Raw genomic sequence first — 14,355 nt, forward strand, 5'->3', positions numbered from 1 at the left:
AAGACTTGAGCAGCGTTGAGGATTCCACCGTGCACCAGGTGTTCCCGGCCGAAGTGGACCGCGCCTGTCTCCACGAACTGTTCGAAGCCCAGGCCGACCGCACGCCCGAAGGCACCGCGCTGGTCCTGGGCACCGAGGCGTGGACCTACCGGCAGCTCGACGACCGGGCCGACCGGATCGCGTGGCGCCTGCTGGAGAAGGGGGTCGGGCCGGAGCACATCGTCGCGCTGCACACCCGGCGTTCGCCGGCGGCGTTCGCGGGGATGCTCGGCGTCCTGAAAGCCGGGGCCGCCTACCTGCCCCTCGACCCGGCGCTGCCCGCCGCCCGCATCGAGCACATGCTCGAAGACTCCGGCGCCGCGGTCCGGCTCGCCGACCACACCACCGCCGCGCCGGTCAGCCACCTGGACACGCTCGTCCTGGACGACGCGGAGACCTGGACCCGGCCCTCCGGCGGCCGCCCGGGCGTCGCGGTCGACCCCGGCGGTCTGGCCTACCTCATCTACACCTCGGGTTCCACCGGCCGGCCCAAGGCCGTCATGGTTCCCCACCGCGCGATCGTCAACCACACCGTCTGGGCCGTGTCCGACCTCTGGCAGGGCCGCCGGCTGAAGTTCCTGCACCGCATGTCGCTGAGCTTCGACGCCTCGAACCTCGAGATCTACGCCCCGCTGACCTCCGGCGGCACGGTCGTGCTCACCCCGAGCCGGACCGGGATCGACCTGGACGAGCTGCGGAAGCTGATCATCGACGAGCGGATCGAGGTGATCGGGGTGACGCCGCCGGTGCTGCGCGAAGCCCTCGCCGCGCGGGCCCTGGCCGGAACGGGCCTGCGCTGGCTGATGTGCGGGGGAGAAGCGCTCGACCCCGCCCAGGTCGCCGAGTGCCGGGCGCAGGTCCCCGGCATCCTGGTGGCCAACTTCTACGGCCCGACCGAGACCTGCGTCAATTCGACCTGCTACCACGCTTCCGCCCACCGGGAGCCGGGGCCGCTGCCCATCGGTTCGCCGATCCGCGGCACCAGCGCGCACGTGGTGGACCAGGCGCTGAACCCGGTCCCTCCCGGCGTGCCCGGGGAGCTGCTGATCGGCGGGGCCGGGGTCACGCGCGGCTACCTCGGCCGGCCGGGACTGACCGCCGAACGGTTCATCCCGGACCCGTTCGGCTCCCCGGGCGCCCGGCTCTACCGCACCGGCGACCTCGTCCGCCGGCGGGCGACGGGGGACCTGGAGTTCCTCGGCCGCCTCGACCGCCAGGTCAAGCTGCGTGGCTTCCGCATCGAACCCGGGGAGATCGAAGCGGCCCTGACCGGGCTGGACGGGGTCACCGCCGCCGCGGTGACCGCGGTCCCGGACCCGACCGGCGGGACCCGGCTGATCGGCTACGTCACCCCGGCCGCGGACCCCCGGGGGCTGCGCGACGCGCTGAGCGCCCGCCTGCCGGACTACATGGTGCCGTCGGTGATCGTCGGCTTGGACAAGCTCCCGCTGACCTCCAGCGGCAAGCTCGACCGCGCGGCGCTTCCGGTGCCGGAGCCGGCCGCGGCCGGTGCGGACCGGATCGGCCCGCGGGACCCGGTGGAGCAGCTCCTCGCGGAGCTCGTCGCCGAAGTCCTGGGCGTCGACCTGGCCCGGGTCGGTGCCCACGACGACTTCTTCGACCTGGGCGGGCACTCGCTCCTGGTCACCCGGCTGGTGGCGCGGGTGGGCCGGGCCCTGGCCGCGGCGCTGAAGCCGCAGGACGTGTTCGAAGGCCGGACGGTCGCCGGCCTGGCCGCGAAGGTGCGCGAGTCCCGGTGCACCACGCCGTGGCCGCCGATCCGTCCCGTCGAACGCGAAGGCCCCCTGGCCCTGTCGCCGGCCCAGGAGCGGTTGTGGTTCCTCGAGCAACTGCGCCCGGGAACCACCACCTACACCACCGCCGTGGAGTACCGGCTCCGGGGCGCGCTGGACCCGGCCGCGCTGCGGGCCGCACTGTCCGATGTGGTCGATCGTCACGACGCCCTGCGCACCGTCTTCCCCACCCGCGGTGAGCGCCCGGAGCAGCGCGTCCTGGAGCGGATCGACCTGCCGTGGGAGTTCCACGACCTGCGGGGCCGGTCCGCGGACGCCGTGCGGGCGCTCGTGGACGAGGTGGTGCGCACCCCGTTCGACCTGGCCACGGGACCCCTGATCCGCGCCCGGCTGCTGGGCGTCGGCGCGGACGAGCACCTCCTCGTGCTGACCGTCCACCACCTCGTCTTCGACGGCTGGTCCGCCACCGTGCTGACCCGGGAACTGGCCCGCTGCTACCGGGCCCGGGTGCACCGGTCCGCGCCGGACCGTCCGGCGATGCCGTTGCAGAGCACCGATTTCGCCGCCTGGCAGCGGGACTGGCTGGCCGGCGGCCCGGCCGCCGAGCAGCTCGGGTACTGGCGGGACCGCCTGGCCGGCGCCCCGGCCGCGCTGAACCTCCCGGCGGACCGGCCCCGCCCGGCCGTGCAGACCCATCGGGGCGGGTTCGCGCCGGTGCTGGTCCCGGCGGATCTGGTGGACCGGCTCCGCCGCCTCGGCCGCCGCCGGGGCGTCACCCTCTTCATGACCCTGCTCGCCGGGTTCGAGGTGCTGCTCGCCCGCCACACCGGGGTCACGGACGTCGTGGTGGGCACGCCCGTCGCCAACCGCAACCGGGTCGAGCTGGAGCCGGTGATCGGGTTCCTCGTCAACACCTTGGCGTTGCGCACCGACCTGGGCGGCGACCCCACCGTGTCGGAGCTGCTGGACCGGGTGCGGGAGACCTGCCTCGGGGCGTACGCCAACCAGGACGTGCCGTTCGAACGGGTCGTGGAGCAGTTGCGGCCCTCGCGCGACTTGAGCCGGTCGCCGGTGGTCCAGGTGCTGTTCGGGTTCGACGTCGCGGGGTCGCGGGTCGAGGCCCTGCACGACGTGGGCCTCGAGTTCTCCCGGCTGGAGAACGGTTTCGCCGTGTGCGACCTGGTGGTCGACCTGGTCGACGGACCCGGTGGCGTCGCCGGCGGCTTCACCTACGCCTCGGACCTGTTCGACGCCGCGACCGTCGGCCGGATGATCGGCCACTACCTCACCGTCCTCGACTCGATGACCCGGCACGATCCGGCGGTGCTGCGCCTGTCCCGGGTGGACCTGCTGCCCGCGGCCGAGCGCGCCGGGATCCTCGCGGCCGGCACCGCACCGGAGCCGGCGTGGCCGGAGCACTCCGGGCTGCACGAGGACTTCGAGTCGCAGGTGGACCGGACCCCGGACGGGATCGCCGTCCGGTCCGGGGACCTCGCGTGGACCTACCGCGAGCTGGACGAACGGGCCAACCGCGTCGCCTGGAGGCTGCGCGAGCAGGGCGTCGGACCCGGGCGGGTGGTGGCGCTGTGCACCGGGCGGTCCGCGCACTTGGTCGCCGGGGTGCTCGGCATCCTGAAGTCGGGCGCCGCCTACCTGCCCCTCGACCCCGCGCTGCCGCCCGCGCGGATCCACTACATGCTCGAAGACGCGGCCAGCGCCGCGGTGCTGACCGACCGGCACTGCGCGGCCCAGGTCGAGGGCCGGGGCCCGGTGCTCCGCCTCGACGACGAAGACACCTGGCGCCCGTACCCGGCCGATCGCCCGGCGGTCGGCGGGCACCACGACGACCTCGCCTACCTCATCTACACCTCCGGCTCCACCGGACTGCCCAAGGCCGTCGCGATGAGCCACCGGGGGATCCACTGGCTCACCGTGTCCCTGGCAGAGGAGATCATCGGCGCCGGCCCCCGCCCGGAGGCGGTCGCGCTCAACTCCCCGGTCTTCTTCGACGGCCACGTCATCCAGTTCGGCTGGATGGCGGGCGGAGCGAGCCTGGTGATCGTGCCCGAGGACGTGCGGCGCGATCCGCGGCTGCTCGTCGACCTGCTGATCCGCCACGACATCGACCTGATGGACGTCACCCCGTCCCAGCTCGACATGGCGACGAGCCTGGGCGTGCTGGGCGCCATCCCGGCCCGGACGAAGCTGCTCGTCATCGGCGAGGCCGTCAGCGAGAAGCTGTGGCGCGCGCTCGGCGACGGCCCCTGGCCGGCCTACAACCTGTACGGCCCGACCGAGACCCACGCCGCCACCATGACGATCATCGACCCGGCGGAGCCGTTGAGCATCGGCGTCCCGCTCCCGGGGTACGACGCCTTCGTGGTCGACGCGTCCGGTGAGCCGGTGCCGCGGGGCGTGGCCGGGGAACTGGTCATCGGCGGCGGCCGCATCGCGCGGGGCTACCACAACCGGCCGGCGCTCACCGCCGAGCGCTTCGTCCCCGACGCGTTCACCGGCCGGCCCGGGCGCCGGCTGTACCGCACCGGCGACATCGTCCGGCACACCTCGACCGGCGCCCTGGAGTTCATCGGGCGCCGCGACAACCAGGTCAAGGTGCGGGGGTACCGGATCGAGCTCGGGGAGATCGAAGAAGCGATCCTGCGTGAGCCGGGTGTCACCGCCTGCGTGGCGATGCTGCAGGACGGTGCCGCCGGGGGCCAGCGCATCGCCGCGTACTTCGCGGCTCCTCCGGCGGTGACCGAGGAAGACGTCCTGCGGGCCCTGGCCACCCGGCTGCCGGAGTACATGGTCCCCGCGGCCCTCCTCCGGCTCGACGCGTTCCCGATGACCAGGAACGGCAAGGTGGACCGGTCCGCGCTGCCGGAGGCGTCGCCCGCCGGCTCCGGCGCAGGACCGGCCGCAGCGCCCGGCGACGAAATCGAGAGCCGGCTGACCGCCCTGTGGTCGGAGCTGCTCGGCGATCGAAGCCTGGGTGTGCACAGCCATTTCTTCAAAAGCGGCGGGCATTCGCTGCTCGCCGTCCGGCTGATCACCCGGATCAACCGGGAATTCGCGGTGGACCTGCCGCTGCCGGTGCTGTTCGGCAGCCCGACCCCGCACGGGATGGCGAAGGAACTCCGCGAACGGGCGGATCCGAAGTGAACCGGCCACCGGGATCGGGGTGGAAGAACGAACGCAGGACCGCGGCTGACCGCAGATGGACCTCCCTCGTGCATCATTAGGATGTGAGAATGTGGCGTTGAACTTTGTGCTGATGCTGACCGAAAAGGACGTGACCATTCCGGACGCGGTCACCGTGTACGAGAAGCTCTCGGCCGACGGGCTCCGGACCCTCGCGTTCAAGGACGTGGGCATCGATCCGCACCTGGCCGAGGACCTGACCGAGGCCGCGCACGCGGACGGCCGGTCGGTCCTGCTGGAGCTGGCCGACACGAGCGACGCCGGGCAGGAACGCGGCTACCGGTTCGCGCTGGACCTCGGCGTGGACCGCGTGGTCGGGACGTGGCGGCCGGAGGTGGCGCAGGAGTTCGCGGGCAGCGGGAAACCCGAGTACTGGCCGTTCGTCGGTTCGCTGTCGGGCAGCCCGCTGGTGCTCACCGGCTCGCCCGGCGAGCTGGCGGCCGAGGCGGAGCGGCTGAGCGGGACGGACGGGGTGCGGGGACTGGTCCTCATGCCCTACCGGCAGTCCGCCCACGACCCCACGCTGCTGATGAAGCGCACGGCCGAGGCCTCGGCCGTGCCGCTGCTCATCGCCGGAGGGGTGCGCGACGCGCAGCAGATCGCCGATATCGCCGGCGCGGGCGCCTGGGGCTTCACCATGGGCGGCGCCGCCCTCGCGGACCGGCACGACGACCCGGACTCGGTGACCGAGCGGGTCACCGAAATCCTCCGGCTTTCCCGGCACGCCTCCGACGCCCGCTGAGCGCCTTTTCCGCCCTTCGGGGGTGGAGAACGCTCATCTCGACGACCGAGAAAGAAACCCATGAAGCTGATCTGCGAGAACTGTTCCGAGCGGCCCGAGTCCGGCTCCGTCGACGGCCCCAGCGAATGGCGGTGCACCCGGTGCGACGGGGCGCTGACCGAATCCCTGCCCGAAGTCCGGAGCTGGGCGGACGCGGTGACCGACACGCCGGGCGTCGGCCGGTACGCCGCGCTCCTGCCGGTGTCCGCACCGGACGATCTGCGCAGCAGCGAGAAAGCGCTGATCCCGGTGGAAAGCCCGCAGCTCGCCGCCGCCCTCGGGGTCGCGTCCGTCCGGCTGATGCCGCAGACCCTCAACGACACCGGCACGTTCAAGGACAACGAGGGGGTGCTCCTGGCGGCCAAGTGCGTCGAGTGGGGGTTGTCCTCGGTGTGCATGCACAGCTCCGGCAACACGGCGCGGTCCTACCAGTACTACATGGAACGGCTGGGCGTGGCGTGCACGGCCTTCGTGCCGCAGCCCTCCGCGTACAAGTGCCCGACCACCGCCATGGGCAAGTCGCGGGTGGTGGCCGTGCCGGGCAACATGGTGAACGCGGCCGACGCGGCCATCGCGCACAGCAAGGAACACGGTGCGTTCCGGCTGACCCCGAGCCAGTGGAAGATCGAGGGCAAGGTGCCGGTGGGGCTGGCCATCGCCGAGCGGTGCCCCGACGCCACCCTCATCGCGGTGACGATCGCCAGCGGCTACGGCCCGCTCGGCTTCGAGCGCGGCATCCGCCGCGCCCGGGCCGCGGGACTGACCGCGCCGGGCGAGTACACCTACCACCTGTTCCAGGCGGCGGACGCCGGGCTGCTGGGCGCGGCGCTGCGGGACGGCCGCGACGAGATCGACCTGGGTGACATGGTGGCGCCGGAGGACGCGTTCGAGCCCACGCTCCAGTCGACGAATCCGAACCGCACGTTGCCGCTGGTCCGCCGGCTGGTGGCGGAGACCGGTGCGTGCATCGACCCGGTGGAGCCCTCGCGGGTGGAGGCGGAGGCCCCGGCGCTGATCGACGCCTGCGCCGAGCTGGGCATCCCGCTGGCCTACGAGCTGGAGAAGTCGGCCTTCATCTGCTGGGGCGGGCTGCGCCAGGCCGCCGAGTCCGGCCGCCTGTCCGCGGACGACCGCGTCGTCATGATCGTGAGCGGCTCCCGGCCGCAGAACCAGTTGCCCTAGCCCGCTACCCGCGGCCGTTCCCGGCCGCGAGAGGACGAAGAAGACCGTTCGGAGGGGCCAAGCCGCTGCCATGGACACCAAAAGCATTCCTTTGTACGAGTGGTTCGCCGCGTCGGCGAAGCGTCACCCGGACCGGCCCGCGCTGGAGATCGCGGACCGGGTGCTCGGTTACGCGGAACTCGAAGCTCTGGCCGAGCACCTCGCCGCCCGGCTGACGGCCGCCCCGGACGGCGCCGCCCCCCGGCGCGTCGGCCTGCTGGCCGCGGCCAACACGGTGCTCGCCTACGCCGGCTACCTGGCCGTCCTGCGCATCGGTGCCACGGTCGTGCCGCTCAACCCGGCCTTCCCCGCCGCCCGCACCGCGGCGATCATCCGGGCCGCCGGTCTGGACCTGGTGCTGGCCGAACGCGAGGAGATCGGCGCCGGCCCGGCCACCCGGGTGCTGGCCGTGGACCCCGCCGATCCGGCGGGCCCCCGGGCCGCCGGCGGGAGCGCGCCGCCCGCCCGCACGGCCCGGCCGGACGACCTGGCCTACATCCTGTTCACCTCGGGCTCCACCGGTGAGCCCAAGGGCGTGCCCATCCGGCACCGCAACGTCTCGGCCTGCCTCGACCACAGCATCGGGCACTACGAACTCGGACCGGGATGCCGGGTGCTGCAGTCGTTCGAGCTGACCTTCGACCTCTCGGTGCTGACGACGTTCGCCGCGTTCGGCTCCGGTGCCACGCTGGTGGTGCCCGGGCGCAACGATCTGCTCGCGGCCGCCCGGTTCGTGCGGCGCCGCGAGCTCACGCACTGGTTCTCCGTGCCGTCGCTGATCTCCATGACCCAACGGGTCGACCCGCTGCGGCCGGGATCGATGCCCACGTTGCGGCGCAGCGTGTTCGCCGGCGAGGCGCTCACGCTCCAGCAGGCCGAAGCCTGGCACGCGGCGGCGCCGAACGGAGTGGTGGAGAACGCCTACGGACCCACCGAGCTCACCATCGTCTGCGCGGAGTACGTGCTGCCCGGGCCGGTGGCGCAGTGGCCGCGGACCCCCAACGGGACCGTGCCCATCGGGCCCGGTTTCCCTTCCCTGGACTACGTCGTCCTCGACGCGGACGGACGGCCGGCCGCGGAGGGGGAGCTGTGCGTCCGGGGGCCGCAACGGTTCGAGGGGTACCTCGACCCGGCGCACGACGAGGGCCGGTTCCTGGTCTACGACGGGCACCGGGCGGTCCCGCCCGATCCGGCGGCCCCGATCGGCGACGAGCTCTGGTACCGGACCGGTGACCGGGTCCGCGCCGGCGCGGACGGCTACCTCTACTGCGAACGCCTCGACCACCAGGTCAAGGTGCGTGGTTACCGCGTCGAGCTCGGCGAGATCGAGGCGGTGCTGCGGGAACAGCCCGGGGTGCGCGACGCCGTGGTGCTCGCGCGGCCGGCCACGAGCGGCGACGCGGTGCTGGCCGCCGCGTACACGGGCCGGGGCGGCGGCACCGAAGACCTTTGGCAGGCCCTCCGGGAGAAGCTGCCCGCGTACATGGTCCCCGCTTCGCTGACCGCGTTCGAACAGTTCCCGCTCACGGCGAACGGCAAGGTCGACCGGCGGCGGCTGGCCGAGGCGCTGCCCCGATGAGCGGCCCGGCCGGGAAGATCCGACTCGAAAAGGAGACGTGCTGATGTCTGGGGGCAACCACCCGTACGAAGTCGTCGTGGTAGGCAACGGCTCGCTGGGACTCTCGCTCGGCCTGGAACTCGCCCGGCGCCAGGTGCGGGTGGCCGTGCTCGGGCCGCCGCACCGGCCGGGCGCCGCGTCGATGGCCGCGGGCGCGATGCTCGGCGCTTTCGGCGAGGTCACCGCCGAGCTGATGAACAGCGAGAGCGGCCGGGCCAAGCACCGGCTGGCCCACCGGGCGAGCAAGCTGTGGCCCGAGTGGGTGGGCGAGCTACCCCGCGATTCGACCGACGCGGAGCTGTTCACGGCCAAGGGCACCTTCGTGATGCTCAACGCCGTCGGCCTGCCCGAGCTCGACACGCGGAACTACCGGGCCATCCGCGATTCGCTGGTCGAATACGGCGAGAACTTCGAGGACGTCGATCCCGAGGCCATCGACTGGCTGGACGCCGAACCCACGGCCCGTCCGCTGCGGGCGATGTTCCTGCCCGACGAGCACGCGGTGAACGCCACCGAGCTGGTCCTGCGCCTGGAGAAGGCGTTCCTGGCGGCCGGTGGGGTGCTGATCGCCGAGCGCGCGATCCGGGTCGACCACGCCCACGGCCGGGTGCGGGGGATCGCGCTGGAGTCCGGCACGGTCCTGCGCACCGGCAAGACCGTGCTGGCCGCGGGGGCGTTCTCCCAGGACGTGCTGGACACCGTGCCCGAACAGGCGGTGCGGATTCCCCGGCTGGTCAGCGGCTACGGCGTGTCGGCCTTGGTGGACACGGCCGACGGCACCGGCCCGCCGAGCGTGATCCGCACGCCCAACCGGGCCTTCGCCTGTGGCCTGCACGTCGTCCCGCGCCCGCACGGGCAGGTCTACGTCGGGGCGACGAACATCATTTCGATGCAGCCGCGGGAGACCCCGCTCATCTCGGACGTGCTCTTCCTGCTCGACTGCGGCAACCGCCAGGTCCGCCGCGGTCTGGCCGACAGCGGCCTCCGCCGGATCCAGGTCGGCAACCGGCCGGTGTCGCTGGACGGGATGCCGCTGATCGGCGAGACGGGCCTGAGCGGCCTGTGGATGATGACCGGCACCTACCGGGACGGGCTGACGCTCTCCCCGTTGCTGGCCCGGGAAATGGCCGCGCTGCTGCTGGAGGAGGAGGCCACCGTCGACCTCGAGCCGTTCCGGCCGGTCCGGCCGCCCGTGCAGCCGGCCGGCCGGGAGGAGGTGGTGGAGGCCACCGTCCAGCACATGCTGGCCACCGGCTACGAGTCCGATTGGGACGTTCCCCTCTACTGGCCCGCCACCATGGAGCACTACTTGCGCGAGGCGTACGCGCAGCGGGCCCAGGACCTGGACCCGGACTTCACGCCGCCACCGGAACTGCTGGCGGCGGTGCGCACGAACCCGGTGCTGGAAAAGGGTTTGCGCGACTACTACGCGGCCAGCCGCACCGAGGCGGCCGGCCGCCCGCCCGCCGCCCGGCGGGAAACGGTGGAACAGCTCCGCCGGGAAGCGGTGGGCACGTTGACCGGCGGCGGCGTACCGTACCCGCGCCAGGACGCCGATGAGCTGCTGGTCCACGTCCTGGGCTCGCACGAGCCCCAGCGCCGCGTGTCCGAAGAGGAGGCCCGCGAAGTGCGGGCGCTGGTGGCCCGGCGGGCCGAGCGGGTCCCGATCGGCCACATCCTCGGGTACGCCCGGCTGGGCGGGCTCGTGGTCACGGTCACCGAGGACGTCTTCGCCCCGCTGTTCCCCACCGAACGCCTGCTGGCGTGGGGTCTGTCGGCAATCGCCGGGATCGGCGAGCCCGTCGTGGTCGACCTGTGCACGGGATCGGCGGCGGTCGCGCTGGCCGTGGCCCACGCCCGCCCCGACGCCCGGGTCCACGCGGTCGACGTGGACGAGAAGGCCCTGGAGTGCGCGCGCCGCAACGCGGCGATGCGGACGGCGGCGGGGGACACCCCGGTGGCCGTCCACGCGGGCGACGTCGCCGACCCGGACCTGCTGGGCGACCTCGGCGGCCAGGTCGATCTCGTGCTGGCCAATCCGCCGTACGTGCCCGAGGGCACGCAGCTCGCGCCGGAGTTCGCGACGCACAACCCGGCCCGGGCCATCTTCTCCGGCGCCGACGGCCTCGAGGTGATCCGCCGGGTGATCGCGACCGCCGGCCGGCTGCTGCGGCCGGGGGGCGCGGTGGCGATCGAGCACGACGATCCGCAGATCGGGGTCGTACCGGCCCTGCTGGCGGAGTCCGGCCTGTTCGGGGCGGCCACGGGGCACCGGGACCAAGAGGACCGTCCGCGCTACACTACCGCCCTCAGGAAGTGACTGTGATGACTGCAACGCCCACCGGTGAAGAAGACGGCTTGGCCCGGCTGCGTGACGAACTCGACCGCATCGATCTCCGGTTCCTGGCCGCGGTGCGGGACCGCATCGAGTGCTGCGTGCGCATCGCGGACCACAAGCGGGAGCACGCGGTGCCGATGATGCAGCCGCACCGCATCGACGCCGTCCAGCGCCGCGCCGCGGAGTTCGGCGCCGAAAACGGGGTCAGCGAAGCGTTCCTGTCCCGTCTCTACGACCTGATGATCGAGGAGACCTGCCGGGTCGAAACCCTGGTGATCGAGCAGGGCAGCCCGGACGGGGAGTCCGCTTCCGGGGCCTCGCGATGAGTGGCCCGGTCCGCACGCTGCTGGTCGACAACTACGATTCCTTCACCTACAACCTCTACCAGTTGCTGGGCGAGGTGAACGGGCAGCCGCCCACGGTGCTGCGCAACGACGTCGACTGGTCTTCCCTGCACCTCGGGGACTACGACAACATCGTGATCTCGCCCGGCCCGGGCCACCCGGGCCAGCAGCGGGACTTCGGCATCAGCGCCAACGCGATCCTGGACTCCGGGTTGCCGGTGCTCGGCATCTGCCTGGGGCACCAGGGGGTGGCGGAGCTGTTCGGCGGTTCGGTCCGGCACGCGCCCGAACCGATGCACGGGCGGATTTCCAGCATCCACCACCACGGCGAGGACCTCTTCGCCGGGCTCCCGTCGCCGTTCTCCGCGGTCCGGTACCACTCCCTCGCGGTCACCGAGCTGCCCGAGGAGCTGATCGGCACCGCGTGGACGCCGGACGGGGTGCTGATGGCGTTGCGGCACCACAGCAAACCGATCTGGGGGGTGCAGTTCCACCCCGAGTCCATCCTGAGCCAGTACGGTCGCGAACTGCTGGCGAACTTCACCGAGCTCACCCTGGACCACCGGGCGCGGGAGCGCGGCCCTTCGCCGGCGCCGCAGGACCTGCTGCACGTCCGCCGGCTGGACTTCGCGCCCGACACCGCCACCGCGCACGCCGAACTCTTCTCCGGCAAGCGGTGCAGCTTCTGGCTCGACAGCGGCGCGGACGACGCGAACTCCCGCTTCTCCATCCTGGGCGACGGCACGGGTCCGCTCGCCGAGTACGTGACCTACGAGGTGGCGACCCGCACGGTGCGGGTGGAACGAGCCGAGGGCGTGGTCGAGCACCGGGGCCGGGGCATCTTCGAGTACCTGGACGAGCAGCTGCGGGCCCGGGAACTGCCCGCCGGCCACGGTCTCCCGTTCGACTTCGCCCTCGGCTACGTCGGCTACCTGGGCTACGAACTCAAAGCCGAGGTCGGATCGCCGGCCGAGTACCCCTCGCCGACCCCCGACGCCGCCCTGCTGTTCGCCGACCGGGCGGTGGTGGTCGACCACGTCGAGAACTGCGCTTACCTGCTGGCGCTGGGCACCTCGGCCCACGACCCGGACGCGGTGAAGTGGCTCGACCGGACCGCGCACCGCCTCGAACTGCTGCCCGCCGCGGAGACTCGCCGGCGGCACCCGCCGGTGACCCCCGCGGCGCTCGGGGAGAACTTCGTCCCGCGCCACGATCGCGAGCGGTACCTGGCGCGGATCGACGCGTGCCTCGAAGAGATCAAGAACGGTGAATCGTACGAGATCTGCCTGACCAACATGGTCACCGCGGACGCGGTGCCCGACGTGGCGCACACCTACGGGCTGCTCCGGGACATCAGCCCCGTCCCCTACGGCGCGCTGCTGGACTTCCCCGGTGTGGCCGTGCTCAGCGCGTCACCGGAACGCTTCCTCTCCATCGACGCCCAGGGGGTCGTGGAATCGAAGCCGATCAAGGGCACCCGGCCACGAGGGGCCACTGAGGCCGAAGACTCGGCGTTGCGGGAAGAACTGCGCGAAAGCGAAAAGGACCGCGCGGAGAACCTGATGATCGTCGACCTGCTCCGCAACGACCTCAACGCCGTGTGCGAGGTCGGCTCGGTCCACGTGCCGAAGCTGTTCGACGTCGAGACCTATGCACCGGTGCACCAGCTCGTGAGCACCGTCCGCGGCCGGCTGCGGCGCGGGGTTTCGGCCGTGCAGTGCGTTCGGGCCTGCTTCCCCGGCGGCTCCATGACCGGGGCGCCGAAGCTGCGCACCATGGAGATCATCGGCCGGCTGGAGGGCGGGCCGCGCGGGGTGTACTCGGGTTCGCTCGGCTGGTTCTCGTTGAGCGGGGCCGCGGACCTCAGCATCGTCATCCGCACCATCGTGGCCACCCCCGAGGGGGTGTCGTTCGGAGTGGGCGGCGCGATCGTCAGCCTCTCCGACCCGGTCGAGGAGTTCGAGGAGACCGTGGTGAAGTCCCTGGCGATGACGAAGGCGATCACCGGCTCGGCGTCGCCGCTCAACGGAAGCGAAGAGCGGCATGGAAAGCTCTGAGCTCGCGGCTCGTCCCGGGGGCATCAAGCGCGCTGTCGTCGTCGGCGGTTCCGGTGCCGTCGGGGCGATGTTCACCGCGGTGCTCGCGCGAGCCGGCGTCCCGGTGTGCGTGGTCGATCCCGTGGCTCCCGCGTCGATGCCGCCGGGTGCCCGCTGGGTCGAGGGCGACATCCGCGCCTCCCGCGGCCCCGGCAGCACTGGCAGCACTGGCAGCACTGGCAGCACTGTTGAGGCCGAGGTGGCGCAGGCGGATCTGCTGCTGCTCGCGGTGCCGGAGCCGGTGGCGGTCGAGGCGGTACCGGTGCTGGCCGATCGGCTGCCCCCGGAGGCGCTGCTGGCCGACACCCTGTCGGTGAAGGAACGCATGGCGGCGGTCGTGCGCGGCTTCCCGCACCGGCAGGCGGTTTCGCTCAACCCGATGTTCGCTCCGGCCCTCGGGATGCCCGGGCGTCCGGTGGTGGCCGTGGTGTTCCACGACGGGCCCTTGGTCGAGGACCTGCTGGCGCTGGTCGAAGGGGCCGGCGGCCGGGTCGTGCGCATGGACGCGGTGCGCCACGACCGGCTGGCCGCGGTCTCGCAGGCGCTGACCCACGCCACCGTGCTGGCCTTCGGGAAGGCGCTGCACACCCTCGGTGCGGACATCGAGGAGCTGATCGCGGTCGCGCCCCCGCCCCACGCGACACTGCTGGCGCTGCTGGCGCGCATCTCCTCCGGAGCCCCCGAAGTGTATTGGGACGTCCAGTCGGGGAATTCGCTCGTACCGGAAGCGCACGCGGCACTGGCCGGCGGAGTGGAGCACGTGCGCGAAATCGTCCGGAGCGGCCGTGAAGCGGATTTCGAACGGCTGCTGCTCGAAGTCGCCGGCGTTCTCGGCGGGCGGCGGCCGGATCTGCGGGAAATGTGCGCCCGGCTCTTCGCGAACACCACGCCCGTCGCCCCGGACGATTCCACGGGCGAGCGTGACCGGTGAAGATCCGCGTGGTGTTCGGTGACTGACGAGAA

General features: G+C 72.7%; 8 protein-coding genes. All 8 read left to right on the top strand.

What is annotated here, in order from left to right; all coding sequences use genetic code 11:
* Positions 1–5: 5 nt before the first annotated feature.
* The 8 genes from NYF13_RS16085 to NYF13_RS16120 all read left to right on the top strand — a co-directional run bounded on the left by NYF13_RS16085 (position 6) and on the right by NYF13_RS16120 (position 14,323).
* Positions 6–4,955: a non-ribosomal peptide synthetase gene (locus tag NYF13_RS16085; protein ID WP_315657705.1), complete on the top strand. Its 4,950-nt coding sequence runs from the start codon at positions 6–8 to the stop codon at positions 4,953–4,955.
* A 91-nt stretch (positions 4,956–5,046) separates the two neighbouring features.
* Positions 5,047–5,736, top strand: coding sequence for a hypothetical protein (locus tag NYF13_RS16090; protein ID WP_315657707.1), 690 nt, complete (start codon positions 5,047–5,049; stop codon positions 5,734–5,736).
* Positions 5,737–5,796: 60 nt separating this feature from the next.
* Positions 5,797–6,957, top strand: a complete 1,161-nt coding sequence (locus NYF13_RS16095) for a pyridoxal-phosphate dependent enzyme (protein WP_315657709.1) — start codon at positions 5,797–5,799, stop codon at positions 6,955–6,957.
* A gap of 70 nt (positions 6,958–7,027) precedes the next feature.
* Positions 7,028–8,575, top strand: a complete 1,548-nt coding sequence (locus NYF13_RS16100) for an amino acid adenylation domain-containing protein (protein WP_315657711.1) — start codon at positions 7,028–7,030, stop codon at positions 8,573–8,575.
* Positions 8,576–8,618: 43 nt separating this feature from the next.
* Complete coding sequence (locus NYF13_RS16105; protein ID WP_315657713.1) at positions 8,619–10,934, top strand: FAD-dependent oxidoreductase; 2,316 nt, start codon at positions 8,619–8,621, stop codon at positions 10,932–10,934.
* A 5-nt stretch (positions 10,935–10,939) separates the two neighbouring features.
* Complete coding sequence (locus tag NYF13_RS16110) at positions 10,940–11,278, top strand: chorismate mutase family protein (protein WP_315657714.1); 339 nt, start codon at positions 10,940–10,942, stop codon at positions 11,276–11,278.
* A complete protein-coding gene (gene pabB / locus NYF13_RS16115) occupies positions 11,275–13,353 on the top strand; it encodes an aminodeoxychorismate synthase component I (protein WP_315657716.1) in 2,079 nt (692 codons plus the stop codon). The genes NYF13_RS16110 and pabB overlap by 4 nt, the downstream gene beginning before the upstream one ends.
* Entirely contained in the window at positions 13,340–14,323 is a 984-nt protein-coding gene (locus tag NYF13_RS16120; protein ID WP_315657718.1) for a prephenate dehydrogenase dimerization domain-containing protein, read from the top strand. The genes pabB and NYF13_RS16120 overlap by 14 nt, the downstream gene beginning before the upstream one ends.
* Positions 14,324–14,355 lie beyond the last annotated feature (32 nt).

The sequence above is a fragment of the Amycolatopsis sp. PS_44_ISF1 genome, assembly GCF_032335455.1.
Lineage (GTDB): Bacteria > Actinomycetota > Actinomycetes > Mycobacteriales > Pseudonocardiaceae > Amycolatopsis.